This window comes from Streptomyces sp. KL116D (assembly GCF_030766975.1).
Lineage (GTDB): Bacteria > Actinomycetota > Actinomycetes > Streptomycetales > Streptomycetaceae > Streptomyces > Streptomyces longispororuber_A.
The window spans coordinates 57,600-82,400 of sequence record NZ_JASERH010000070.1; the positions used below are offsets into that span (position 1 = coordinate 57,600).

A 24,801-nucleotide genomic window follows, 5' to 3' on the forward strand; every position below is an offset into this window, starting at 1 on the left:
TGCGCGGCCCGCACGAGCGGAAGGTCCTCGTGCCTGCTCGACGGCACGCACACCGTCGACCGAGCTGCGAGGCGTCCCTGGCGACGCCCGCCGAAGAGGCGCAGTCGCTGGACGCACCGACCCGGTCGGGGCTGCTGGGTTCGCCGGCATCCCGGCCGGCACCGGGCGACGATCAGAGCCGGCCCGATGCAGCCGAGGCGTACCGGGACCTGGCGGGCCTCGGCGCAGCCACCGGGCATCGGCCGAACTGGCGGGCGCCGCCCTCGGGTTGGAGGAGCTGCCTCGCAGCATCAGAGGCGGAGCCGATTGCGCCGCGTGCGCGAGTCGGGCGCTCGGTCGCCGCCGCCGGCGCCGCCCCACCACCTCGACGGGACTCACCCTCGTCCTGTGCGACGACTACCTTCTCGAACTCGCCGACGTCGACGCGCGGCACCGCGCCGACGGAACGACGCCTGGCTGCCGCCCAAGGTGTGCGGCACCGACCCGTGGGTGGGGCCGATCTTTCCCGTCCGGGACAGGGCCCGTGCCGTCCTGCATCCGCCGACCGGCTGCGCGGACACCGTCGCTCGGAACGCCATGATGATAGAATGTGCAGCGCGCTGCTGGTTTGGCGCGAGAGGCCGCCTGCGCGGCCGGCCGCCCTCGCCGGCCGCGGGCCGCGCCGTCACGCCGTGCACCTCACGGTCCTGGAAGCCGCCAAAGCGGCTTCGCGGAATGCAGAGTATCCGGCGCAGGGGCCTGGTGCACACGCTGGATCACGCTGCTGCGGGCGTCCGCTCCATCCCGATGCACCGGCGCCCCCAGTGCCCGCAGCCTGCGGCGACCCCGACCTGGTGGCGCCGGTGCGCGCCGTTCGTCCCGTCGAGAGCCGGCCGAAGACCATGCGTCCCGGCAGCGGCCGCGCCGAGGGAATCGTGCGGACGCTGGAGCTGCCGGCACCATCTCTGTGGGCCCCGTCACCGGGATCGTGAGAAGAGAGGAAATCCGGCGCGCGCGGGCAACCCTCGACTTCTGTCGACAGCTAATCTAGTCTGGCCACACCTCGCCTTCAGCCCGCACGATCTGGCCGGTCTGCGCGCGCGGCCTGCCGGGTGCTGAGCGGAGGCAAGCTCGACCCGACCGAGGCGCAGGTCAGTGCCCTGGGCGAGGCAGTGCGGAACGCAGGCACAGCGGTGCAGCGCGGCGGGGCGACGAGCCGCGCGATCCGGGACGTGCTGCCGCGCGCTCGGCATGGACGCCCTGCACCAACGCCTGCCAGCTCACGGCGGAGCAGCAGCTGCGCGTTTACTGGCGACGGCGTGCACGCAGGGCTCCGCACTTCCAGTACGTGCCGCGGCCGTTCGACGAGACGCGGCCACCGACTTTGGACCCGGTGCCGGTCGATGATGACGGCCGGGCGGCACCGGCTGCTGCCACGTCGATGCTCTACTTCTCCAGCGGTGCCCAGCCGAGGACGGGCTGACCTGCGACTCCCAGCAGGAACGCGGCGGGCAGCAGTCCCGGGACCCTTGCTCCAAGGGTTCCTGGGCTGGTGGAGCGGGACGCGGTGGCCCTGTGGTGTACAACCGCACCCGCCAGCCCGCCGTGGACCTCGACGCACGTTCGCCGCACCCGAGGTGGACCGGATCCGCGAGGGGTGCGCGGTGGGGCGCAGGTGTGGGCCTGGGCCTCACACCCTCCGACTTCGGCATCCCCGTCGTGGCGGCGCTCGGCCGGCACCGACACGCCGCAGGACGTGGTCTTCGCTTCCCACTTCGGTCTGGTGCGCCCTGCGCCAGGCGCTCACCGAGATGGGGCAGATGCTGCCGGCAGTACTGCCGCGCCGGCCGGGCGGCCCCGGCCGCGATCGACGACCGACGTGCCGTCCACTGGTGGCGCACCGCCACGCTTCGCCAGCCAGCCGTACCTGACGTAGATCCGCTCAACCGCCGAAGGTTCCCGTGAGTTGGGCCTACTGCTCACGTACTGATCTCCTCCTGGACGACATCACCGCGGTGCACGATCTGCGCGCGCCCGGGGCCCTCGAACTGCTGGTCCTCTCGACCAGACCCGGCCGGATCTGGAACTGCCCGTGCTCCAGGTGATCGTGCCCGGCCTGCGCGCACTTCTGGGCGCAGGCTGGGCACCGGCGGCTTCTTCGACGTGCCGGTGGAGCTCGGCGAGGCTGGCCCGGGCCGACGGACTGCGCCGACCTGCGAACCCTGTCCCGCTGTGTCGTGTAGAAGCCCCTGAAAGCAGGTGACTCTCGCACCCCGCCCTCAAGAGCAACCCGGCCACTCGGTCAACATTCTGTCAACACAAGTCACCCACAGTCTTCACGCCAGTCCCATAGATCTGAGACAAACTCGCTCCGGTCGGAGCAGGAGTCCATGAAGGCCGATATACGTCGGGGGACGGGGCATGGGTCATGGGACTGCGTGAGCGTCTGGCGGACGCGTCGATAGGCACTCCGCGACAGGAACCCGGTCCGGCCTCGCCCTGCCCGGGCCGCGGCTGGCCCGGGTCATCCCTGCGCGTGGCCCCGCTGTGCTGCACGTCCATCACGGCGCTGAAACGTGTTCAGCACGAACCCTGAGCCCCACCGGCCGGGCCGGTGCCGTCGCCGGGCTGGTCGTGGTCTTCCTCATCCAGCTGCGGCACTCCTCCTTATGGGCCGCACGCAGGCCGCGCGCGCGCTCACCCTGGGGCGCCCAACTCCCTCGCTCACCTACCCTGCCGTTGTTCGTGTACCACGCGCAATGGGGGCGCGCTGGGCGGGTTCTTCGCCGGTTCGCTGCTGCTCCTGCTGCCGTCCCGGGCCGCCTGGACGCTGTTCGCCGCCACCGGCCTGAGCATGTTCTGCCGCCGCTCCTGGCCGGCCAGGGATCGTCGACTCGATCTATCTGCTGTCAGTCCACGCTGCTGACCGGTCTGGTGGTCTACGCGCTGTCGCGGCTCAGCGAGGTGATCCAGGAACTGGCCGACGCCCACGGCGAGCTGGGCCCGGCTCGCGGTGGTGCGGGAGCGGCTCAGGTTCGCCCGGGACCTGCACGACCTGCTCGGATTCAGCCCGTCTGCGATCACCCTGAAGAGAGTGAGCTCGTGCACCGGGCTGATCCCGGCCCACCCCGAGCAGAGGCCACGCAGGAGGTGACCGACATCCCTGTCCATCTCCCGCCAGTCGCTCGCCGACGTGCGACGGGTCGCGAGCGGCTTCCGCGACATGTCGCTCGACCAGGGAGGTCACCTCGGCGGAGTCGGTGCTGCACGCCGCCGACGTGGAGGTGCAGCTGCGCGTGGTGGCGGGACCGGCCGACCGCCAGGTGGAGAGCGTCCTCGCCGCGGTGCTCGGGGAGGCCGTGACGAACGTCCTGCGGCACAGCAAGGCGACCTGCTGCGCCATGAACTCACCGCCGAGCGCGACGAGATGACCCTCACCGTGGTCAACGACGGCGTGCCGGACGAGCCGACGGCGCCGTCCCGGCACGGCGGCAGCGGCCTGGAGAACCTCGCCCTGCGGGTGTGCGCGAGATCGGCGGCACGCTCAGCTCCTCACGTCCTGGCGGACGGCTCTTCGAGGTACGGGCCGTCGCCCCGCGACAACCCGCCGCGTGAGCACGCCCGGCGCGCCGGTGTTGGAACCCTGAACTTTCCATACTCGTACTGGCGTTCTGTTGGTAGAGTCCCCGCCGTTCGGGGCCCACGGAAAGCTGGGCCGGGGGACGAAACGGGGGCGGCACGTTGATTCGTGTACCGCTGGCCGAGGACATGCACATGGTGCGTGGCGCACTCGTGGCCTTGCTGAATCTGAGCACGACATCGAGATCGTGTGTGAGGTGGAGAACGGGGACGACATCGTCCCCGAGGCACTGCGGCACCGCCCCGACGTGGCGGTCATCGACATCGACCTGCCCGGCACCGACGGACCGACGGCCTCCGCGAACCCGTGGGAGGAACTGCCGAGTGCCGTGTCCTCATCCTGACCAGCATGGGCCGTCCCGGCACCCTGCTGCGGGCGATGGCCGCCAAGGTGGACGGCTACCTCCTCAAGGGACGCCCCCTGCCGGCCGAACTGGCCTCCGCGGTACGGCGGGTGGGCGCGGGCATGCGCGTGGTCGACCCGCAGCTGGCGGTGGCGGCCTGGGGCGGGCGGACGAGCCCGCTGACGAGCGGAGACCGAGGTCCCGCGGCTCGCCTCGGGGGCCGAGCCCTCGGAGATCGCCGACAAGCTCCACCTGTCCACCGGCACGGTCCGCAACTACCTGACGAACATCACCACCAAGCTCAACGCCCGCAACCGCCTGACGCCGTCCTGATCGCGCAGAGAGTCCGGCTGGCTGCTGTGAAGAGGCCGACGCCAGCGGTCAGCAGTCCTCCGTCATCCCCGCGGCGATCAGATAGCTGAGGACGGCCTCGGTCACCTCCGGCGGCAGCGGCAGGGATCGCCGCGGCCCGGGACGGGGTGACCGGCCAGGCCAGCAGGCCGACGACCCAGACGGCCTCCGGCCTGTGCAGCTGCACCCAGTGCGCCGACCCGGCGGACCGCAGCGCGAGGCCCGCCGACTCCAGGGTCATCGACACGTCGCTCATCAGCCGGACTCAGCCGCTGCGCGGACACTCCGACGGGCGTGAACCCGGCACCCTGCCGGGTCGTGATGACGGACAGCAGCGGCCCCTTCAGGTCCTCCAGGCTCAGGGTGCGCACGATCAGGTGGGACAGCCGGCGCAGCATCGGCCACAGCACCAGGTGTACGCGGCCCGGCCCCCCGCCCGTCCTGTCGGCCGGCAGCCGGCCCGTGCTGATGTTGGCCAGCAGGACGGGACCGAGCTGCATCCTCCGGAGCGCCTCGCGCACCACGGGTGTGGGCGCGCTGATCCGCTCGGTGCCGAACCGGCTGCGCAGTACCAACTCGTCGTCCGTGTCGCCCTGTTCGACGGTCACGTCCTCGTGCAACGACCAGATGGAGCGCGCGGCCCTCGACGACCCGCGACATGTCATCCCCTCTCGTCGGGGCCCGATTCTCACCGAGTCGCCGTGCCCCCGACAGACAGATCGTCATTCGTCCCCCATGAACTTCTCATGTCCGTGCGGTGCGGCGTCCCTCGTCGGCGGCCCGGCTTTTGCCGGTCGCAAGGGGCGCTTCCTACGGTTCCGCCATGACCGTGCAGACAGCAGACAGCCCGCCGGTGCGGCAGCAGCCCGGTCCGGCCAGAGTGAGGCGTCTGGACCGGGTGATCATCCGGTTCGCGGGCGATTCCGGTGACGGTATGCAGCTCACCGGGGACCGGTTCACCTCGGAGACGGCCTCGTTCGGCAACGATCTGTCGACCCTGCCGAACTTCCCGGCCGAGATCCGCGCCCCCGCCGGCACCCTGCCCGGCGTCTCCTCCTTCCAGCTGCACTTCGCCGACCACGACATCCTCACCCCCGGCGACGCGCCCAACGTGCTGGTCGCGATGAACCCCGCCGCGCTGAAGGCGAACATCGCCGACGTGCCGCGCGGCGCCGAAGTCATCGGGAACACCGACGAGTTCACCAAACGCGCGATGGCCAAGGTCGGCTACGCACGCGCGCCCGCTGGAGGACGGCTCGCTGGACGGCTACCAGGTCCACCCCGTCCCGCTGACCACGCTGACCGTGGAGGCGCTCAAGGAGTTCGACCTGTCCCGCAAGGAGGCCGAACGCTCCAGAACATGTTCGCCCTGGGCCTGCTGTCCTGGATGTACCACCGGCCCACCCAGGGCACCGAACGCTTCCTGAAGCAGAAGTTCGCCCGCAAACCCGAGATCATGAAGGCCAACCTGGCCGCCTTCCACGCCGGCTGGAACTTCGGCGAGACCACCGAGGACTTCGCCGTCTCCTACGAGGTCGCCCCCGCCGCCACCGCGTTCCCCACCGGCACCTACCGCAACATCTCCGGGAACCTGGCCCTGTCCTACGGACTGATCGCCGCCTCCCGCCAGGCCGACCTGCCCCTCTACCTCGGCTCCTACCCCATCACCCCGGCCTCGGACATCCTCCACGAACTGTCCCGGCACAAGAACTTCGGCGTGCGCACCTTCCAGGCCGAGGACGAGATCGCCGGCATCGGCGCCGCCCTGGGCGCCGCGTTCGGCGGCAGCCTCGCGGTCACCACCACCTCCGGCCCCGGCGTGGCCCTGAAGTCGAGACCATCGGCCTGGCCGTGTCGCTGGAACTGCCGCTGCTGGTGGTCGACATCCAGCGCGGCGGCCCCTCCACCGGCCTGCCCACCAAGACCGAACAGGCCGACCTCCTGCAGGCCATGTACGGCCGCAACGGCGAAGCCCCGGTACCGATCGTCGCCCCCTGCACTCCCGCCGACTGCTTCGACGCCGCCCTGGAAGCCGCCCGCATCGCCGTCACCTACCGCACCCCGGTGTTCTTGTTGTCCGACGGCTACCTCGCCAACGGCAGCGAGCCCTGGCGCATCTCCGGTGGTGGGTGAACTCCCGGATCTGCGCGTGCAGTTCACCACCAGGCTCAACCACACGGCTGGACGACGGCACCGAGGTGTTCTGGCCCTACAAGCGGGACCCGAAGACCCTCGCCCGGCCCTGGGCCATCCCCGGCACCCCGGGCCTGGAGCACCGCATCGGCGGCATCGAGAAGCAGGACGGCACGGGCAACATCTCCTACGACCCGGCCAACCACGACTTCATGGTCCGCACCCGCCAGGCCAAGATCGACGGCATCGACGTCGCCGACATCGACGTCGACGACCCCACCGGCCGGGCCACCACCCTGGTCCTGGGCTGGGGTTCGACCTACGGCCCCATCACCGCCGCCGTCCGCCGACTGCGCGCCGCCGGCGACACCATCGCGCAGGCCCACCTGCGCCACCTCAACCGTTCCCGAAGAACCTCGGCGAGGTTCTCAAGCGCTACGACAAGGTGGTGATCCCCGAGATGAACCTCGGCCAGCTCGCCACCCTCATCCGCGCGAAGTACCTGGTCGACGCCCGAGCTCACAGCCCAGGTCAACGGAATGCCGTTCAAGGCCGAGCAGCTGGCCCCAGGTCCTCAAGGAGGCCGTCGATGCCCGTTGAGTCACATCGCCTCTGCGCAGCGCCGACGCCGAGCAGTCCATGAAGGACTTCAAGTCCGACCAGGAAGTGCGCTGGTGCCCGGGCTGCGGCGACTACGCCATCCTCGCGGCCGTCCAGGGCTTCATGCCCGAACTCGGCCTCGCCAAGGAGAACATCGTCTTCGTCTCCGGCATCGGCTGCTCCTCCCGCTTCCCGTACTACATGAACACCTACGGGATGCACTCCATCCACGGTCGCGCCCCCGCCATCGCCACCGGACTCGCCTCCTCCCGCCGCGACCTGTCCGTCTGGGTCGTCACCGGCGACGGCGACGCCCTCTCCATCGGCGGCAACCACCTCATCCACGCCCTCCGCCGCAACGTCAACCTCAAGATCCTCCTCTTCAACAACCGCATCTACGGCCTCACCAAAGGCCAGTACTCCCCACCTCCGAAGTCGGCAAGATCACCAAATCGACCCCGATGGGCTCCCTCGACGCCCCCCTTCAACCCCGTCTCGCTCGCCATCGGCGCCAACGCGTCCTTCGTCGCGCGGACCGTCGACTCCGACCGCAAGCACCTCACCGAGGGTGCTGCGCCAGGCAGCGGCCCGACCCAGGCACCGCGCTCGTCGAGATCTACCAGAACTGCAACATCTTCAACGACGGCGCCTTCGAGGTCCTCAGCGACAAGCAGCAGGCCCAGGACGCCGTCATCCGCCTGGAACACGGGCAGCCGATCACCTTCGGCGCCGGGCAGGGTCGAGGGCGTCGTCCGCGACGCACGGACCGGAGAGCTGGAGGTCGTCGCGGTGACCGAGGACAACCGCGCGCGGCTCGTCGTCCACGACGCGCACGCCGCGTCCCCCGACCACGGCCTTCGCCCTCTCCCGCCTCGCCGACCCCACGGGACATGGAGAAACGAGCCTCCACCACACCCCCATCGGCGTCTTCCGCGACGCTCAACGCCCCCGTCTACGACACCCAGATGGCCGACCAGCTCGACGCCGCCGTCGAACAGCACGGCAGGGGCGACCTCGGTGCCCTCCTCGCCGGGCAGCGACACCTGGACGGTCGTGGGCTGCAGGCGCCACCCGCTTCCGCACGAAGAGCCCCGGACACGAGGCTGCGCCCGGGGCCTCTCGTGTCTCGGTCACGCATCGGGGATGTCCCTCTTGGCACGGATCAGCGTCTCTCTGCTGATGATCCACACGATGCGCTCGTAGTCGGCCCGGCCGGCGTCCGAGGGCGCGACGGCTCCAGCACCGCCGTGGCCTCGGTACCCATGACGGCGAAGCTGCCGTCGCTCAGCTCGAAGAGGTCGGGACAGGTCTCACCGTTGGTGCACTCTCAGCTGAGGAGCTGTTCCGAGTCGGCGGGTGATGCGCGCGGTCGAGAGATCTTCGCTCAACTGAACTGCCCCTTTGCTGCTGCCCGGTCCGCCAAATCCCGGTCCAACGAGACGGTCCCCATTTCGACACGGGCAACGAACCCAATAGGGCCGAAACCACTCCGTCTGTAGGGCCGCAGCGAAGGCGTGACCTGCAGCGCACCGCCCAGGGGCGGATAAGGGCGCACACAGGGCGCACATCGAGCTCATTCGCGCTCCGCTCCCTCCGGCGGGCCACCCACGACCCACCACTCCTCGGGATCCTCGGCGAGGCTCGGCGAGCACGCCGTCCACCGCCCTGCCGACCCGCCCCTCCAGGGACTCGGCGGGCAGGCTGCGCCTGTGTGGTCGACCGTCCGGGCCCAGTAGGCGGCGAAGACCGCGTTGCGGCAGAGCACCCGTAACGCCCCCACCAGCTCGTCCCAGTCGTACACGTGCCGACGCGGTAGGCCAGGACGCTCACCGCGTACTCGCGGTTGCTGAACAGCATCTGCCGGCGTTCGCGCTCGGACAGTCCGTCGAGCGTGCTCATCGCCGGCTCAGGTCGGATCGTCGATCGCCCGGTCCAACTGGGTCACGCGATCGAGCCGGTGGTACTGGATGAGTTGGCCCGACGAATCTCTCCCGCCGCAGTTCGGTCAGTTCACGTGCCAGTACGTCGACCAGGTCCCGATCCCGCTGAAGGCGGTCGGCACCTCGGTCGGACCGGGGAGCGCGCCCACCGGGGCGGCACTATCCGTATGACCATGTCAAAGCAAACCCCAGGTCGGCAGCGAGGTTGGCGCCCTAGAGAGACGTCTGCCCCGAGGGCCCTGCGCATGCCGGGCCGAACGGGCACCGAGTGCCCCAGGAGCGGGGGCCGGAAGGCTAGTTACGTCAGGAGGACGACCCGGGGGCCCGGGACTCGTCGTACGCCTCTCGCGCCGCTGACCACCGCCGGCAGCCGCCGCTCGTCCACTCGGCGAGCGAGCGGACCTGCGCCGCGGCCTTTGCCTGGCCCAGCTCGGTGAGCGGGAGTAGTCGACCGCGGCGGGATCACCGGCTTGGCGTCGCGGTGCACCATGCCGTCGCGCTCCAGGGTCTGCAGCGTCTGCGTGAGCATCTTCTCGCTGACCCCGCCGATCTCCCGGCGCAGCTCACTGAACCGGAAGGAGCGCTCCTGCAACGCCAACAGCACGAGCACGCCCAGCGACTCGTGACGTGTTCGAGGACCAGCCGCTGCGGGCAGAGCCCGCCGGCACTGTCCCGCGTCCACTGCCTCACCCTGCTTACCGCCATGGAAGTACCTTACTTCAAAGTGGGTACTTACGGATCCACAGTGCCACGCCTTACGGTGAGGAAGGAAAGCACCGCACCGAAGGAGATTTCAGACATGAGCCTCGTCGTCACCGGAGCCACCGGCCAGCTCCCGGCCGTCTCGTCGTCAGGGCTGCTCGACGCGGGCGTGCGCCAGGAGATCGCCGCCGTCGTGCGCGACAAGGAGAGAGGCCGCGGACTTCGCCGAGCGTGGCGATCGAGGCTGCGCATCGCCGACTACAGCGCGCCCGCCACGCCTCACGGACGCCTTCCGGTCCGGCGACCGGAGTGCTGCTGATCACTCCGGCAGCGAAAGGTCGGGCAGCGCGTCCCCCAGCACCGGGCCGTGATCGACGCGCGAAGGCCGCCGCGCGTGGCCTCCCTCGCGTACACCGTGCTGGGCGGGCCCGGTACCGCCGACTTCGCGCTGGCCGACGAGCACAAGGTCACCGAAAGCAGGCGGTCCTGGACTCGGGCCTGCCGTACACGTTCCTGCTTTGCGGCAGGGTGGTACCACGAGAACTACACGCGGGAACCTCGCCGCCGTCCTGGAGCACGGCGCCGTCGTGGCGATCCGCGGGCGAGGGCCGGATCGCCTCCGCCTCGCGCGCCGACTTCGCCCGCGGCGACACTGTCGCCAAATGCTGACCGGCGAGCCACAGAGAGCTAAAGGCGCACAGGCTGGAGCGGCTGGCGACGCGCTGGTCAACTCGCCGAGGTGCGCCGCCGAGGTCAGCGAGCGGTCCGGCGAGGACGTCGTCTACCGCGCCGTGACGCCCGCGGAGAACCGGGAGGTGCTGCTCGGCCGGGCTGCCCGCCCCGTTCGCCGACATCCTCGTGGGCGTCGACACCGCCATCGAGGCAGGGCCTGCTCGCCCGTCGGAACGAGGATCTGCGCGGCTCATCAGGCGCCCCACCAGCCGGTCGCCAAAGGCCGTCGCCGACGCCCTGAAGTAGCCCGGCCGACGTCGCAGGTCAGGGACGTCAGGACCGTATGGCGATACGGGCATGACACGCACTGCCCGCGGCGCTACCTTCATGGGTGGCCGCCGCGGGGCTGCTCAGTGTCTGGAGGAGGACGGCGTTGGCCGAAGGAAAAGCAGGACGGGCGCGTCGGACTCCCCTCAACGGATTCGCGGCCTACGGCATGTGGGGGCTCGTGCCGCTGTTCTGGCCGCTGCTGCCCAAGCCCGCCGGCTCGGTGATCCTGGCCCACCGGATGGTGTGGTCGCTGGCCGTCGTGGGCGTCGCCCTGCTCTTCGTCCGCAGGCGGGATGGGCCCGAGCTGCTGCGGCAGCCGAGCGGCTCGGTCTCGTCGTCGTCGCCGCCGCCGTCATCACCGTCAACTGGGGCGTCTACATCTGGTCGGTGAACGCCGGGCGTGGTGGAGGAGCCTCGCTCGGCTACTTCATCAACCCGCTCGTCTCCATCGCGCTCGGCGTGCTGCTGCTCGGCGAGCGGCTGCAGCCCGCGCAGTGGACGGCCGTCGGCGTCGGCCTGCTCGCGGTCCTCGTGCTCGCCGTCAGGGTACGGGCAGCCGCCGTGGATCTCGCTGGTCCTCGCCGCCTCTCCTTCGGGACGTACGGGCTCGTCAAGAAGAAGGGTGGACCTCCTCGGCGGCCTGGGTCGCTGGCTGCGCGAGACCGCCGGTGCAGTTCTGCCACCTGCGCTCGGCTATCTGGTCTGGCTCGGCTTTTAGGGCCGGTCGACCTTCGGCGGCGAGGCGTCGGCCATGCCGCGCTGCTCTGCCTCCACCGGTGTCGGCGGCGGCCATTCCGCTGGTCTGCTTCGGGGCCGCCGCGATCCGGGTGCCGCTGTCCACGCTGGGGCTGTTGCAGTACCTCGCGCCCGTCTTCCAGTTCGTCCTCGGGATGGTGGCCGCCGCGAGGATGCCGCCGGAGCGGTGGGCCCGAGTTCGGGCTCGTGTGGGTGGCGCTCGTCCTCCTCACCTGGGACGCGTTGCGCTCCGCTCGGCCAGGAAGGTTCGGCTGGCCCGAGCGGAAGCCGGCTGCCGTCGCACCTTCTGCGGAGGCCGGGGTCGAGTCGTGGTTCCAGCGGGAGTCGGCCGTCTGAGCCACTGCGTCTGCCGGGATCGGGTCGCGTCGGCGGGTGCGGGTTGTGGTAGGTTGCTCGCGCTCGCGGCAGAGCCTCGATCAGTCGATACCGCCCGCGCCCCCTGCGCAGGCCTCCTCCCAGCAGCAGCGCGCCTGTCGCCTGCATGGCCACCGGGACCGCCAGGAGCTTACCTGAACCGCCGACAGGAGTCGCCTCCGGTGTCGTGCCGGTCAGGGTCAGTGCCGCACACCGCCGTCACCGCCGAGATGCCGAGGGGCCGAGGCGAACTGGGTCGCCGTGTTCAGCAGGCCGCTCGCCAGTCCCTGCTCGTGTTCGGCCACGCCGTCCGTCGCCGCGATGGTCGCCGTACGCGAGGGCGAAAGGCGGTGCCCGCAGAGATCAGGGTCAGGAACATCGCCGCGTACGTCAGTCAGGCCGACCGGCAGGAACGGAGGCCGTAGGCGAGGACCGCCAGGAGGAAGCCGCCGAAGGCGGCGCGGACGTTTGCCGAAGCGGTTCACGAGGCGGGGCGTCAGGGGTCAGGGCAGGACCGCGTCGCGGCCACTCACGATCAGCGCGATCGCAAGTCTGGAGCGAGGACCAGCCGCGCAGCTCCTGGAGGTACAGGGTCAGCTCGAACTGAAGCCGAGAGGCGCCGACGAAGAGCAGGGCGCCGAGGTCGGCGCGGACCGTGGCCCTGTTGCGGAGGATGCCGAGGCGGACCAGGGCGTCTTCCCGCGCCGTTCGACGGCGACGAACACCGCCAGCAGGGAGCGGCCGCCGCCACCGCGCCCAGCGTCAACCACCCAACCATCAGGCCGTGCTCCCGGAGCGTACGACGCCGAAGGCGAGCAGCAGCATCGCGCCGGCCGCCGTGAGCGCGCCCGGGACGTCGAAGCCGGCCCCGGTGCGGGCCGGGGCGCTCTGCGCGGGATCAGCCGCAGCGCCGCCACGAGGATGGCCGCGGAGAGCGGGACCGAGGCGAAGGACCCAGCGCCAGCCCAGTTCGGTGAGCACGCCGCCGATGACCAGGCCGAGCGAAGCCGCCCGCCGCCGTCCCCGCGAGACCAGCGGCGCCTGGTTGCGGCGCGGCCTCCTCGTACGAGGTGGTGATCAGGAGAGCGCGGCCGGGGTCGCGAACGCCGCCGCCACCCGGTCACGAACCGGGCCACGACCAGCATCCACTCGGCCGTGGCGAAGCCGCCAGCGACAGAAAAACAGGAAGACGGTGAGCCAGGTGAGGAACATCCGGCGGCGGCCGAGCAGGTCGGCGGCGCGGCCGCCAGGGCGTGAAGCCCGCGTAGCCGAGCGCGTAGGCGCTCATCACGCAGGACGCCGCGCCCGTACTGAGTTCCAGATCCGGATCTGATCGAGGGCACCGCCACGGCCAGCATGGCCACGTCGATGACCTTCGAGGAAGATCGTGCTGCACAGGACGAGCAGCAGGGCCCAGGCGCGGGTTCCGTGGGTGCGGTCATGACGGGTGTCTCCTCAAGTCGCCTGCCGACAGGGGGTGGTTTACCGGGTGAGGGTCGGTTCCCTCTGTAACCACTGGAATCCTGCGGCGGCATCGACAGGCATGGAAGAAGGCGCTTCTAAGTCACCCTGGTTACTGCGCGAATACCGGCTCCGACAGGGACTACGGCGACGCCGGCCTTCCAGTGGGACACCCGCGAAGGACTGCGAGGTGCGGCAGATCCTGGACCGGATCGCCGACAAGTGGTCGCTGCTGGTGATCGCGCTGCTCGACACGCGGTGCCTGCGCTTCATGGAGCTGCGCCGCGAGATCGGCAGGATCAGCCAGCGGATGCTCACCGTCACGCTCCGGCAGCTGGGCGCGACGGGCTGGTGAACGGACCGTGCCCAGTGGTGCCGCCGCGCGTCGACTACGAACTGACCGCGCTGGGCGGCACGTTGCACCGCACGATCCAGTCCCTGGTGACGTGGACCGAGTCGCATCAGAGCGAGATCGCGGCGGCCCGGAGTGGCGTACGACGCGCGGACCGCCGAATCCGAGCACGCGGAGGCCTGAACCGACCTATAAAGGGCCCATGACCTTTGACTGGAAGCTCGTCATGCGGACGCCCGACCCCGCATGCGCAGGCCGAGTTCTGGGCCGCCGCGCTCGGCTACGAGATCGAGGACAACGCCGCCCCTCGTCGAGCGGCTGCTCGGGTTCGGGGCGGTGCGCGAGGGACGAGACCGTGGAGTTCCGGGGGCGCAAGGCCTTCCGGGACCTCATCGCCGTGCGGCACCCCGACGACCCGGTGGACGAGCAGACCGGGAGCAGGCTCGGCCGCCGGATCCCTCTTCCAGCGCGTGCCGGACGCCAAGACCGGCAGAACCGGCTGCACCTCGACATCCACGCGGGCCCCGAACGCCGGGCGGCCAGGCCGACCGGCTGGTCGGCCTCGGCGCGCAGGTGCTGAGCACGGTCAAGGAGCAGGGTGGCGAGTGGGTGACGATGGCCGACCCCGAGGGGAACAGGTTCGACGTGCAGTGACCGGGTCCCGCAGGACCTCTAGGCGTCGAAGTCGGTGCCGCGGGAGACCTTCTCCCAGGCGGTCAGCTCGGCCTGACCGCGTCGAGGTGACCGGCGAGGAAGTCCACCGCGTCGCCGCCGAGGGCAGCCGCAGCGGGGTGTCGTCGGCGGCCAGGGCGGGAAGCGGATCGCCGCGGCGGCCTTCGCCGGGTCGCCGGGCTGCTCGCCGCCGGCGCCCCGCACCATCTGCCGGGTGGCACCGACCTTCTCCGCGTACGCCGGGTGCTCGTCGGAGTAGGCCGCGTCCTTGGCGAACGGGTTCGTGCGGAAGGCGCCCGGCTCCACGATCAGGACCTTGATGCCGAACGGCGCCACCTCGTCGGCGAGCCCCTCGGAGCTGCTCCAGGGCGGCCTTCGTCGCGCTGTACGCGGAGAAGCCGGCGAAGGACAGCTGGCCGCCGAAGCTGCTCATGTTCACGATCGAGCCGCTGCCGCGTCGCATCTGCGGCAGCAGCGCCGGGTCAGCCGTGCCGGGCCGAAGACGTGCACCTCGAACTGGTCGCGGAGCTCGCGTCGGTGGTCTCCTCGAAGGCGCCGACCTGGGTGCGGCCCGCGTTGTTCACGAGGACGTCGACGCCGGCCGTAGCGAGACGGGACGTCGGCGGCCACCGCGTCGATCCGCTCGCCGTCGGTGACGTCAGGGCGATCGCCTCGATCCGGTCGGGGTGCGCGGCGACCAGGTCGGCGAGGCCCTCGGCCTGCGGGCCGTGCCGATCACCGTGTCGCCGGCGGCGACGGCGGCTCGGCGATGGCCCGCGAGCCCGCTGCTCGCGCCGGTGACCAGCCAGAACCTTGGCGTCGCCGTTCGTGTTCACGCTCATGTTCCGGTGCTCCCTCGTCACTGTCGTCAACTGCCGTGCGGGGGCTTCCCCGTTGGCGGTTCGTCTGTGGTCCCCATCCTTCTTCCGCGGGCCCGTCCGCGTCCAAGTCCCTGTGATAGCCATGAGTTATGGATGTTCACGGGCGCGATCTGCGCTACTTCACCGCGGTCGCCGACGAGTTGAACTTCACGCGGGCCGCCGAGCGGCTGTACGTCTCCCAGCCCGCGCTGAGCAAGCAGATCCGGATGCTGGAGAAGCAGCTCGGCGCCGAGCTGTTCGTCCAGGACCAGCGGTCGGTGCGGCTGACGGCGGTGGGCGAGGCGCTGCTGCCCGCACGCCCGTGGGGTGCTGGCCGCCTGGCGGGCCGCGGAGACGGCGGTGGAGAGGCGCGGGCCGCCGAGCAGGACACCCTGGTGGTCGGCATGTCCACGAGCCCCGGCCGCGGTCTGCTGCCCGCGCTGCGGACCCGGCTGATGTCCGGCCGCCCGGCCGCCCGGCCCGTCCTGCACCAGGTCAACTGGGCCGATCGACCGCGGGGCTGGCCGACGGATCGACCGATGTCGCCTTCGTCTGGCTGCGCGCTGCCCGGACAGCGAGCGCTACCGGACCGTGGTGGTGGCAGGCGAGCCGCGGCTCGTGGCGCTGCCGCCGGGGCGCCCGCTGACGGCGCGGAGCCGCCGCGGACCCGGAGGCGCGGTCGACTTCTCCGACCTCGCCGACAGGCCGTTCCTCGCGCTGCCGCCGGAGGCGAGGGCCGCTGCGGGACTACTGGCTCGCCCTGGACGCACGGGAGGGCGCGCCACGGATCGGGGTGGTGGCCAGCGCCGAGGAGACGCACGAGGCGGTCGCCAACGGCCAGGGCGTGGTGCTGCTCGCCACCGGGAACGCTCCGCTGATCGTCCGCGACGAGGTGACCGCGGTGCCGGTCAGGGCATCACGCCGTCCCGGCTCGCGGTGGCGGCACGCCGCGACGACGAGCGGGCCCTGGTCCGCGCGTACCCTGACCGCGGCGCGGGGCGGTGAGGGGTCGCGGAGGCCTGACCGGGCGGGGCTCCGGCGGGCGGGGTTCTTCCGGACACGTCCGCCGCCGGATGGTTCACCGTCGTACGACTTCAGGGCGCGGGCTCCGGAATCGAGCACCCCTGACCGGAATCGGCTCTTGACCCTTCGTCAGCCACGCCGGACCATCCGGGCAGCTCGAATCGTGCGCCCAGTGCACCACCGAGGAATCGAGGGCATGCTACCGCGGCCGTGTGCGCCTCGCGAAAGCGCCGCGCTGCTCACCCGTCGCCGGTCTCGTCGCCCGCCGGGACCCGCGAAGCGCGGCGCCCGCGGTCGCCGCCGCCCCGTCGCGCTGCCGCCGCGCCGCGACATACCGGTGGCCAACGTGGGCGCGCACCTCGCCCAGGTTTCCAGTCCATCGCCACGGCCAGCGGCGGCACGCCGCGCCCACGGCCGGCCCGGCTGCAAGGCCTCCCTCGAGCTACGTGAAGGCCAAGCTGGACGCGGCCGGATTCACCACCTCCGTGCGGCAGTTCACCTCCGGCGGCCGCACCGGGTACAACCTGATGTCGCCGACTGGCCCGGCGGCGACGAGACCCAGGTCGTCATGGCCGGCGCCCCACCTCGACAGCGTCACCGCGGGCGCATCAACGACAACGGCTCCGGCTCCGCCGCGGTCCTGGAGAACGCGCTCGCCGTCGCGCGAACGCAGCTCAAGCCCGCGAAGCACCTGCGGTTCGCCTGGTGGGGCGCCGAGGAGCTGGGCATGGTCGGCTCCCGCAGCTACGTCAACTCCCTCGCCACCGGCGACCGGTCGAAAGATCGACGCCTATCTGAACTTCGACATGATCGGCTCGCCGAACCCCGGCTACTTCGTGTACGACGACGATCCCGCGCTGGAGAAGATCTTCCAGGAGTGCTACACGGGGCTCGGCATCCCCACGGAGATCAGGACCGAGGGCGACGGCCGGTCCGACCACGCCGTTCAGAGCGCGGGGATACGGTCGGCGGGCTGTTCAGCGGTGCGGACTACACGAAGACGGCGGCGCAGGCGCAGAAGTGGGGCGGGACGGCGGGGGAAGCGGTTCGATCCCTGCTACCACTCGTCGTGCGACACCACGTCGAACGTGAACACGACGGCGCTGGATCGCAACGCGGATGCGATCGCTTACGCCTTGTGGGGTCTGGCCACGCAGTAGCGCGGCTGCGCGGGTGCGCGGGGGTTGCTCGCGCAGTTCCCCGCGCCCCCGAGGTCTGACTTCGGCTGCGGGCCGGTGGGGCTTTTCGCGCAGTTCCCCGCGCCCCCTGAAAGACCCGACCTCGACTGCCGGCCGGTGGGGGCTTCTCGCGCAGTTCCCCCGCGCCCCTGAAGGCCTGCGGCTTCGCCGCACGCTGCCCCACGGGGTGCGCCTCTGGTGGCGCACAGAATTGCGCACCTCGAGAGGCGCGAGGAACTGCGCGGGCAACCACGACGAGACCCGCGCTCGAAGAGCCGGCCGCCACCCGGCAGACGCTCAGGGGCGCGGGGAACTGCGCGAAGCCCCACCGGAGCCGCGCCGCCCCACAACCCCAGATACCCTTCCCCCAAGTACTTGCGCATGCATATACTGCACGCGCAAGTATCATACCCGTACCGCACCCCTGGGGGACCCATGCCCACCCACCGACTTCCTCTTCGTACTCGGCGGCAGCCGCCACGGCAACACGGAGATCCTCGCCCGCAAGGCGGCCGAGCAGCTGCCGGCCGACGTGGGGACAACGGTGGATCGACCTCGCGGACACTCCCGAGTTCGCGGACCTGCGGCACGACAGCGACCACGTCCGCCCGCAGAGGGACGACGTGGCGCTGCTGCTGGACGCCACACTGGAGCGACCGACATCGTCATCGCCTCGCCGCTGTACTGGTACTCCGTCTCCGCCCCCGCCAAGCGCTACCTGGACTACTGGTCGGGCTGGCTGCGCACCGGCGTCGACTTCAGAAGACGCTGGCCGAGGCGCACCCATGTGGGGCGCGTCACCGCGCTCGCGCACGAGGAGTTCGTGGTCGCCGACCCGCTGATCGGCACGCTGCACAACTCCGCCGCCTACATGGGCATGCGCTTCGGCGGCGTACTCCTCGGCAACGGCGCAAGCCGGGCGACGTGCTCACGGACGAGACGGCGCTGACCCGCGCCAAGACGTTCTTCGCGCAGGACGCGCCGCTCGCCCGGTTCGCGTACGAGACCGAGGACGCCGCGTAGTTACGCCGTGATGTCGCTTGGCCGTGAAGCGGGCCCCGGGCCGCCGAGGCCGAACACCGCCGCGTACAGCGCCTGCAGCTGGAGGTTCTTCGTGAGGTCGTCCCAGTAGACCGGTTCGCGCATCAGGTCGGCGAAGGACAGCCAGTGGTGCGAGGAAGTACGGCTGGACGGCGTGCAGTTGGGGGATCTGGTCGAGGATCTGGACCGTGATGAGCAGGCCGACCGTGGTGGCCATCGCCGCGATGCCGCTGTTGGTGAGCGTCGAGACGAACAGGCCGAGCGCGGCGATGCCGATCAGGGACGCCGCGACCACCAGCGCGATGAGGAAGGCCCGCCACAGCCCTTCGGCGAAGCCGATCCGCGTGCCGGAGATGGTGACCACGTCACCGAGCGGGAAGAAGGACCGCGCCGGTGACCAGCGCCGAGACGGCGACGACCAGAGGTCGCGACGACGCAGAACGTCATCGTCGTCGCGTACTTGGTGAGCAGCAGCCGGGTGCGGCCGCCGGGGCGAGCCAGCGGATAGCGGAGCGTCCCCGCGTTCGCCTCGCCCGCCACCGCGTCGCCCGCGATGACGCCGACGGCCATCGGCAGGAAGAACAGGAGCGTCGCGGCGAGCGAGGTGAAGACGAGGAACAGGCCGTTGTTCGTGATCTGCGCGATGAAGGCGGGTCCGCCGCCCTCCGGCCCTCCCCCGCCGATCGTCGAGGCCGTCGCTCGTCTCGATCTTCACCGCCACGCCGATCCAGGATCGGTACGCCGGTCAGGACCGCGAGCAGGGCGAGGGGTGCGCCAGCGGCGGAACGTGGTGGACAGTTCGCTGCGCAGCAGCCCGAGGAGTCCACACCGCCTTCACCCGGGGCGCGGCGAGCGCTTCGGCCTGCGACATCGAATCCCTCTCCCGTCAGGGGCGACGAACGCGTCCTCCAGGGAGGCCCGCTCCACGCCGAAGCCGCGTACCCGTACGCCCACGGTGACCAGCGCCGCGTTCAGCGCCGCCAAGTCCATCTCCGGGGGCGGGGGTTCGGCCGTGATCCGGTCGCCGTCCGTCGTCAGGACCGCGATGCCGCACTCCTTCAGGACGCGGCTCGCGTCCCGTGATGTCCGTGTGGTCACGACGAGCTTTCCCCGTGCGCCCGCGGCAGGGTTCGGCGCGACGGGGGCCCTGGGTGATCAGCCGGCCCTGCGCCATCACCGCCGCGTGCGAGCAGACCTGCTCGATCTCGTCGAGGAGGTGCGAGGAGAAGGAAGACGGTGGTCCCGTCGCCCGCCAACTCCCTCACCAGGGTCCTGATCTCGCGCATGCCCCTGCGGGTCGAGGCCGTTCGTCGGCTCGTCCAGGACGAGCAGCCGGCGCGGCTGGAGCAGGGCCGCGGCGAGACCGAGGCGCTGCTTCATGCCGAGCGAGTACGCCTTCGCCTTCTTGCCCGCGGCGGCCCGCAGACCCACCCGCTCCAGCGCCTGCTCGACCCGCGCCTTGCGGGTGCGCGGGTCGGCGGTGGGGTCCGCCGAGTCGTAGCGCAGCAGATTGTCGCGGCGGACAGGAACCCGTACAGGGCCGGCCCCTCGATAGAGCGCGCCGACCTGCGGCAGCACGGCGCGCGTCGCCCGGGGCATCGGGCGGCCGAGCACCTCGGCGGCGCCCGACGTCGGCTCGATCAGTCCCATCAGCATGCGGATGGTGGTCGTCTTGCCCGACCCGTTCGGCCCGAGGAAGCCGAAGGCCGCCCCCTCGGGGACGGTGAGACTGAGCCGGTCCACCGCGAGCTGACCGCCGCGGAGTACCGCTTAGTGAGCTCTCTGGTCTCGATGACCGTCGCCATGCCCCTCCCAGTACGGATTAGCTACGGGGTTTCACCAACGGACGAGGGCGGTGCGCACCGCCCTCACCCTTCGACCGTGCTCGCCCGGACTCAGCCCGCGTCGGCCGCCTTCACCAGGGCGTCCTTGGTGACCGCTCCGGCGTACGCCTTCCCGTCCTGGGTGATCAGTACGTTCACCAGCCGGGTCGAGTACACCGTGCCCGTGCCGAAGTCGCCCTTCACCTGGTCGCCCAGGGGCTCAGGAACTCTGCGCGTCGGCCGGCAGCTCGCCGGACGCGGCGCCGGACGCCATGCCGCCCGCTTCCTTCGGCAGCTTCAGCTCGGCGATCGAGGTCCAGCCCTCGCCGATCACGTTCAGCCCGTCGAGCTGGTCGGCGCCCTGCGGCACGGCCTTCTCGCGGTCCTGCGTGGTCAGCTCGTCGGCCTCGGTGACCTTCGTGCCCTTCGACGGCTTGAAGTCGAAGGTGGATGCGGCCGGCTTGCCGAAGTCGACGCTGGGTGAAGCCCGCGTCGACGACGGCGGCGCCGCCGCTCGCCGGGAGTCGGCGTGAACTTCAGCGGCGTACCGGTCTTCGCGTCCACGGACACCGTGATCGCGCCGACCGTGGACCCGGACTGCTTGGGCTTGATCTGCAGCCGGTACGCGTCGGCCCGCCACCTGCGCCGTGCCGTCGACGGTGATCGACGTGGTGTCGGCGGACGCCTTGAGGATCTCGTCCGTGAGCTGCTTGGGCGTGGCGGGCAGCTGCTCGGGCGTCTTCTTCTTCGCCCGGTCACCGGTCGCCTGGGTGTCCCTTCGCGTGGTACGCCTCGTTCGACGCGCTGTCGTGAGCCCACACGTCCGCGCCGTTGTGGATCACGCTGTACTCGGCGGCGTCGTCCAGGACCGACAGCTTCTGCCGGTCAGGGCCGTCCGCCGCGACGCGCAGCGTGTGCTCCCCGGTGGCGAGCTCGGTCAGCTTCGTCCTGGGGTCGGCGGACGATCCGTCGCCCTCTCTCCCCGCCGCCGCCTCCACCGGTGAAGCCGCCGACGGCGGCGCCGCCCAGCGAGGGCAGACCCAGATCCGTGTGGATCTTCACGGTGCCGGACAGCCGCTCGGTGTCCGACGTGGCGATCTTCTCGATGAGTTCCTGGGCCGTGACCTTCGGGAGGTCCGGGGTCGCCGGAGTCGGCGAGTGCCGGGACGAAGCCCGATCGTCGCCGCGGCCACCCCCACCACGGCCACCGGGACCGCGTACCGGACCGCCTTCCGGCGGCCGGTGCCCTGGCTCTGGCTGTCTTCCGGATTCGTACGGTGCCATGTCTGTTGCCCTACCTCCGTGATCGGCGGCGGCTTACCGTCCTGTGCACTCGTCCCTGCTCATGAAATGCGTCCACCCCCGAGCCGCCATTCTCACCCGGAGTGGTAAGGAGTGGTGTACCCAATCTGACCAAACCGGCCATGCGGAAGCGTCAGACCCCGGGATCAACTCCGCGTACTCCTACGGGATGACACACGGCGGCGGCGCCTCCCGACCCGTAGGGAGACGCCGCCGGTCGTCCGCTCGGTCAGCGCTGCACGAACACGTAGTCCCGCCCGGTAGGGGCACGGCCGCGAGGTCGCCCGCGGCGCAGCTGCCGGAAGGGGCCACGCCGCCCACGGTGTTGAGGCGGAGGATCTCCGCGGTGCCGGCCAGCAGGCCGTGCCGCTCGCCCGACTGCGTCGCCTTCAGGTCCAGCTCGGGGATGTTCCCGTCGCCGTTCGGCGTCTTGCCGACTGACGGCTCCGGTGACGGCGCTGCGGTCGGGCGCGACCCACTGCGGCGTCCCCGAGTTCGGCGCGGTGAAGGAGTGCGCGATCCGCCCGCCGAGCACGGCCCTGACGTCCCGCTGCGCGAAGGCGAACGCGCCGGTGGCAGGGTCCTTCTTGCACTCGTAGATCTGCCGGCCGCGCACGACGGACGCCTGGAAGCTGTCGAGCGCGTCCCCGAAGCCGAAGGTGTCGTCACCCGGTGGAGCTGGCCGCGGACGGCTCCACCGGGGAACTCGGCCGTGTGCAGATTGGCGTAGAACGCACCCGGATCCGCCTTCAGCCGGCCCAGCAGGGCACTGTCCTTGACGGTGACGGTGCCGGTGAGGCTGCTGTGGTGCTTGATTCCCTTGAGGTTGGTGTCCTTGGGGTTCGCGTCCTTGGGGGTTCGCGTCCTTGGGGTTCGCGTCCTGCCGAGGACGCGGGCCGAAGTCGATCTTCACGCCGCCGTTCGTGCCCTTGGCGCCCTCGTGGATGTGGAGCATGGTCGGCCGGCCGGTGCCCCGCCACTTCACGGCGACGGACACCTTGGCCCCCTCGACCTTCACGAACTCCAGGGCCGCGCCGTCCTGGTCGCCGACCGCCGGCCCGCCCTGGACCGGGACCTCGTTGGCGCCGTTCAGGCTCGCGGCGAGGACGGTCCCCGGCCGCCGTCGCCGTCGTCACCACCATGGTGGCGCTGGGCCGCCAGGGCCGGCGGGACGGTCAGCGCGGCGGCGGTGGCGGCCGCCGCGACGACGCCGCAGGCGATGACCCGGCTGCGTGTGCGCATGCGTGTGCCCGTGTTGCCCATGTTCCGGTTTCTCCCCCTGCACGGGCCGGCGCCCCCTGCGCCGGCTTCCGGGAGTGCAGTACGGAACTGATCCGATCCTGGACTCAATCCAATGCTGTGAGCTGCGTCACACCATTGGGCCGTCCGTGGAAAACGACCCCGGAATCCGTACCTGAGGGGTGGCAGCAGCAGGCACGGACTAGGGGGTCGCCATGCTCGCCATCAGGTGTCTCAGTGGTTTCACCGCGGCCGGTCTCGCGGTGGTCGCGCTCACGCTCGCCGGCTGCGGCGAGCAACGGCGGTGACAGCGGCGAAGGGCGGGGCCGGGGCGAGCGGCGGCGCCCTGCGCTCGTCGTACGCCCGGGCCGAGAAGGTCTCCGGCACCGTCGTCACCGACCGGGACCGGCTACGTCCTGTACCGGTTCGACGCGGACGCGGCCAAGCCCACGAAAGGTGACGTGCTACGAGGCCTGCGCCAAGCTCTGGCCGCCGGCGAAGGCGTCCGGCGACATCACCGTCAAGGGCGTCGACCGGAACCTCGTGTCGACCGTGAAGCGCACGGACGGCTCCACCCAGCTCACCCTCGCCGGGTGGCCGCTGTACCGGTACGCCGAGGACGACGAAGCCCCGGGAGGCGTACGGGCAGGGGGTCGACGGGACGTGGTTCGCGGCGACGCCCTCCGAGGGCAAGAAAGCCGGATCAAGCCCCTCCGGCGATTGAGCGGGGTCGGGGCAGGGCCCCGCGGCGCGATTCGGCTGACCGCCGGTGGGAGCGGGCCGCGCGGTTCCCCGCGCCCCTGACGGGGCGCGAGCAACCGCTCAGCCGGCGGTGGACCACCGCGTCGCACCCAGCTCCACCAGTGCCGCCTTCGCCTCGCACTCCTGGAGCGGGGACAGGGCGGCACGCCTCCTCGGCGTAGCGGACCGTGTCGCGGCGGGCCTGCTCCAGCGCCGGGTGGGCGCGCAGCCGGGGAGATCGCCTCGGCGAGCCGCGTCGTCCGCAGGTCGGAGTCGAGGAGCTCCACGAGCGCCTGGTCCTCCGGCAGCCCGAGCCGTGCCGCGCGCTCGCGCAGCCGCAGCACCGGCAGCGTGGGGGATGCCCTCGCGCAGGTCGGTGCCCGGGGTCTTGCCGGACTCGTGCGAGGTCGGAGGCGATGTCGAGGACGTCGTCGGCCAGCTGGAAGGCGACGCCGAGCCGCTCCCGTACTGGGTCAGGACGTCGACGACGGTCTCGTCGGCGCCGGACATCATGGCGCCGAACCGGCGAGGCCACGGCGATGAGCGAGCCGGTCTTGCCGCTGAAGTACGTCGAGGTAGTGGTCGACGGGGTCGCGGCCGTCGGCCGGGCCCGCCGTCTCCAGGATCTGGCCGGTGACGGGCGCTCGAACGCCTCCGCCTGGATGCGCACGGCGTCCGGGCCGAGGTCGGCGGAGGGATGTGCGAGGCACGGGCGAAGAAGGAAGTCGCCGGTGAGGACCGCGACGGAGTTGCCCCAGCGCTGGTTGGCGCTCGGCACCCCGCGGCGCACGTCCGCCTCGTCCATCACGTCGTCGTGGTACAGCGTCGCGAGGTGGGTGAGCTCGACGACGACGGCGGAGGGCACGATGCCCGGCGCGTACGGATCGCCGAACTGCGCGGCGAGCGTCACGAAAGCGGCCTGAAGCGCTTGCCACCGGCCCGCACCAAGTGCTGGGCGGCCTCCGATGAAGGGGAACCTCGCTCTTCGTGGCTTCGAGCAGTCCTCCTCGACGGCCGCCAAACCGGCCTGGACATCGGCTTCGAGCCTGGTCCCGCACGCTAAGACCGAAAGTCCCGACGACGGTCACGAGTGGGTCTCCTGTCTGCTGACGATCACATGAGCGAACTCCGGTCGATCATTCGGTCGATGACACGGTTTGTCGATGTGTCGCTGCCATCACTCAAGTCAGCGCATCCGGTCGCGTTTCGATCACAGGGGGGCGCCTGCCCGGACACCCCAGACCGGGCGGCTCCCGGACACCGCATGTTCTTGATCAGCCAATACGACCGGGAGTACGCACTTTGTCCC

At 71.2% G+C, this 24,801-nt stretch carries 16 protein-coding genes and 14 pseudogenes; 17 read left to right on the top strand and 13 right to left on the bottom strand.

The features are described 5' to 3' along the window. The first annotated feature begins 1,940 nt into the window (after positions 1-1,940). The 3 genes and pseudogenes from RBJ77_RS29110 (at position 1,941) to RBJ77_RS29120 (ending at position 4,325) form a co-directional block, all read left to right on the top strand. Positions 1,941-2,084, top strand: coding sequence for a hypothetical protein (locus RBJ77_RS29110; RefSeq protein ID WP_372347718.1), 144 nt, complete (start codon positions 1,941-1,943; stop codon positions 2,082-2,084). Positions 2,085-3,239: 1,155 nt separating this feature from the next. Continuing rightward, on the top strand, positions 3,240-3,410 hold the full coding sequence (locus tag RBJ77_RS29115; protein WP_372347719.1) for a hypothetical protein: 171 nt from the start codon (positions 3,240-3,242) through the stop codon (positions 3,408-3,410). 343 nt (positions 3,411-3,753) lie between these two features. Next, positions 3,754-4,325, top strand: a pseudogene (locus RBJ77_RS29120) (DNA-binding response regulator). A 71-nt stretch (positions 4,326-4,396) separates the two neighbouring features. Here RBJ77_RS29120 and RBJ77_RS29125 read toward each other — a convergent pair. After that, positions 4,397-4,921 carry a hypothetical protein gene (locus RBJ77_RS29125; protein WP_372347720.1) on the bottom strand — a complete coding sequence of 175 codons (525 nt, stop codon included), beginning with the start codon at positions 4,919-4,921 and terminating at the stop codon, positions 4,397-4,399. A 326-nt stretch (positions 4,922-5,247) separates the two neighbouring features. On the opposite strand from RBJ77_RS29125, the pseudogene RBJ77_RS29130 reads away from it, so the two are divergent. From RBJ77_RS29130 to RBJ77_RS29140, 3 genes and pseudogenes are all read left to right on the top strand, one after another. Further along, positions 5,248-6,446, top strand: a pseudogene (locus RBJ77_RS29130) (2-oxoacid:acceptor oxidoreductase family protein). A gap of 65 nt (positions 6,447-6,511) precedes the next feature. Next, positions 6,512-6,898 (top strand): hypothetical protein, encoded by a 387-nt coding sequence (locus tag RBJ77_RS29135; RefSeq protein ID WP_372347721.1) that lies wholly within the window; start codon positions 6,512-6,514, stop codon positions 6,896-6,898. 187 nt (positions 6,899-7,085) lie between these two features. Next, positions 7,086-8,249 carry a 2-oxoacid:ferredoxin oxidoreductase subunit beta gene (locus RBJ77_RS29140; protein ID WP_372347722.1) on the top strand — a complete coding sequence of 388 codons (1,164 nt, stop codon included), beginning with the start codon at positions 7,086-7,088 and terminating at the stop codon, positions 8,247-8,249. On the opposite strand, the pseudogene RBJ77_RS29145 reads toward RBJ77_RS29140, so the two are convergent. Together RBJ77_RS29145 and RBJ77_RS29150 are read right to left on the bottom strand one after the other, a co-directional pair. Then, positions 8,177-8,407, bottom strand: a pseudogene (locus tag RBJ77_RS29145) (hypothetical protein). The gene RBJ77_RS29140 and the pseudogene RBJ77_RS29145 overlap by 73 nt on opposite strands. An 882-nt stretch (positions 8,408-9,289) precedes the next feature. Then, positions 9,290-9,691 (bottom strand): annotated as a pseudogene (locus RBJ77_RS29150) (winged helix-turn-helix transcriptional regulator). 94 nt (positions 9,692-9,785) lie between these two features. Here RBJ77_RS29150 and RBJ77_RS29155 point away from each other — a divergent pair. Together RBJ77_RS29155 and rarD are read left to right on the top strand one after the other, a co-directional pair. Next, positions 9,786-10,007 (top strand): hypothetical protein, encoded by a 222-nt coding sequence (locus RBJ77_RS29155; protein WP_372347723.1) that lies wholly within the window; start codon positions 9,786-9,788, stop codon positions 10,005-10,007. A gap of 786 nt (positions 10,008-10,793) precedes the next feature. Beyond that, positions 10,794-11,782: pseudogene (rarD, locus tag RBJ77_RS29160) on the top strand (EamA family transporter RarD). Positions 11,783-12,577: 795 nt separating this feature from the next. On the opposite strand, the gene RBJ77_RS29165 reads toward rarD, so the two are convergent. Continuing rightward, positions 12,578-12,781, bottom strand: a complete 204-nt coding sequence (locus RBJ77_RS29165) for a hypothetical protein (protein ID WP_372347724.1) — start codon at positions 12,779-12,781, stop codon at positions 12,578-12,580. A 562-nt stretch (positions 12,782-13,343) separates the two neighbouring features. Here RBJ77_RS29165 and RBJ77_RS29170 point away from each other — a divergent pair. Both RBJ77_RS29170 and RBJ77_RS29175 read left to right on the top strand, forming a co-directional pair. Then, positions 13,344-13,796 (top strand): annotated as a pseudogene (locus RBJ77_RS29170) (winged helix-turn-helix transcriptional regulator). A 19-nt stretch (positions 13,797-13,815) separates the two neighbouring features. Then, a pseudogene (locus tag RBJ77_RS29175) lies at positions 13,816-14,267 on the top strand (VOC family protein). Positions 14,268-14,285: 18 nt separating this feature from the next. Here RBJ77_RS29175 and RBJ77_RS29180 read toward each other — a convergent pair. Further along, positions 14,286-15,090, bottom strand: a pseudogene (locus tag RBJ77_RS29180) (SDR family NAD(P)-dependent oxidoreductase). Between the two features lie 165 nt (positions 15,091-15,255). Here RBJ77_RS29180 and RBJ77_RS29185 point away from each other — a divergent pair. From RBJ77_RS29185 to RBJ77_RS29200, 4 genes and pseudogenes are all read left to right on the top strand, one after another. Further along, a pseudogene (locus RBJ77_RS29185) lies at positions 15,256-16,150 on the top strand (LysR family transcriptional regulator). A gap of 586 nt (positions 16,151-16,736) precedes the next feature. Continuing rightward, positions 16,737-16,865, top strand: a pseudogene (locus RBJ77_RS29190) (peptidase M28); the annotation flags it as partial. Positions 16,866-16,974: 109 nt separating this feature from the next. Then, positions 16,975-17,328 carry a M28 family peptidase gene (locus RBJ77_RS29195; RefSeq protein ID WP_372347725.1) on the top strand — a complete coding sequence of 118 codons (354 nt, stop codon included), beginning with the start codon at positions 16,975-16,977 and terminating at the stop codon, positions 17,326-17,328. 442 nt (positions 17,329-17,770) lie between these two features. Next, positions 17,771-18,369, top strand: a pseudogene (locus tag RBJ77_RS29200) (flavodoxin family protein). A 16-nt stretch (positions 18,370-18,385) separates the two neighbouring features. Here the strand turns inward: RBJ77_RS29200 and RBJ77_RS29205 are convergent. The 7 genes and pseudogenes from RBJ77_RS29205 to RBJ77_RS29235 form a co-directional block, all read right to left on the bottom strand. Then, a pseudogene (locus RBJ77_RS29205) lies at positions 18,386-19,258 on the bottom strand (ABC transporter permease); the annotation flags it as partial. After that, the gene (locus RBJ77_RS29210; protein ID WP_372347726.1) at positions 19,222-19,485 is read right to left on the bottom strand and encodes a hypothetical protein; all 264 of its coding nucleotides are present in this window, start codon (positions 19,483-19,485) and stop codon (positions 19,222-19,224) included. The gene RBJ77_RS29210 and the pseudogene RBJ77_RS29205, both read right to left, overlap by 37 nt. Before the next feature lie 75 nt (positions 19,486-19,560). Beyond that, positions 19,561-20,130, bottom strand: coding sequence for an ATP-binding cassette domain-containing protein (locus tag RBJ77_RS29215; protein ID WP_372347727.1), 570 nt, complete (start codon positions 20,128-20,130; stop codon positions 19,561-19,563). A 152-nt stretch (positions 20,131-20,282) separates the two neighbouring features. After that, positions 20,283-21,517 (bottom strand): annotated as a pseudogene (locus RBJ77_RS29220) (outer membrane lipoprotein carrier protein LolA). 157 nt (positions 21,518-21,674) lie between these two features. Next, positions 21,675-22,328: a CHRD domain-containing protein gene (locus RBJ77_RS29225; protein WP_372347744.1), complete on the bottom strand. Its 654-nt coding sequence runs from the start codon at positions 22,326-22,328 to the stop codon at positions 21,675-21,677. 85 nt (positions 22,329-22,413) lie between these two features. Then, a pseudogene (locus tag RBJ77_RS29230) lies at positions 22,414-22,605 on the bottom strand (CHRD domain-containing protein); the annotation flags it as partial. Next, the gene (locus RBJ77_RS29235) at positions 22,602-22,754 is read right to left on the bottom strand and encodes a hypothetical protein (RefSeq protein WP_372347728.1); all 153 of its coding nucleotides are present in this window, start codon (positions 22,752-22,754) and stop codon (positions 22,602-22,604) included. The pseudogene RBJ77_RS29230 and the gene RBJ77_RS29235, both read right to left, overlap by 4 nt. A gap of 301 nt (positions 22,755-23,055) precedes the next feature. Here RBJ77_RS29235 and RBJ77_RS29240 point away from each other — a divergent pair, with 301 nt between their 5' ends. Beyond that, entirely contained in the window at positions 23,056-23,211 is a 156-nt protein-coding gene (locus RBJ77_RS29240) for a hypothetical protein (RefSeq protein ID WP_372347729.1), read from the top strand. A 92-nt stretch (positions 23,212-23,303) separates the two neighbouring features. Then, positions 23,304-23,555: a hypothetical protein gene (locus RBJ77_RS29245; RefSeq protein WP_372347745.1), complete on the top strand. Its 252-nt coding sequence runs from the start codon at positions 23,304-23,306 to the stop codon at positions 23,553-23,555. Here the strand turns inward: RBJ77_RS29245 and RBJ77_RS29250 are convergent. Further along, a complete protein-coding gene (locus RBJ77_RS29250; RefSeq protein ID WP_372347730.1) occupies positions 23,455-24,402 on the bottom strand; it encodes a polyprenyl synthetase family protein in 948 nt (315 codons plus the stop codon). The two genes, RBJ77_RS29245 and RBJ77_RS29250, sit on opposite strands and share 101 nt — an antisense overlap. A gap of 207 nt (positions 24,403-24,609) precedes the next feature. Here RBJ77_RS29250 and RBJ77_RS29255 point away from each other — a divergent pair. Next, a partial coding sequence (locus RBJ77_RS29255; RefSeq protein ID WP_372347731.1) for a hypothetical protein occupies positions 24,610-24,801 on the top strand: 192 nt, incomplete at its 3' end.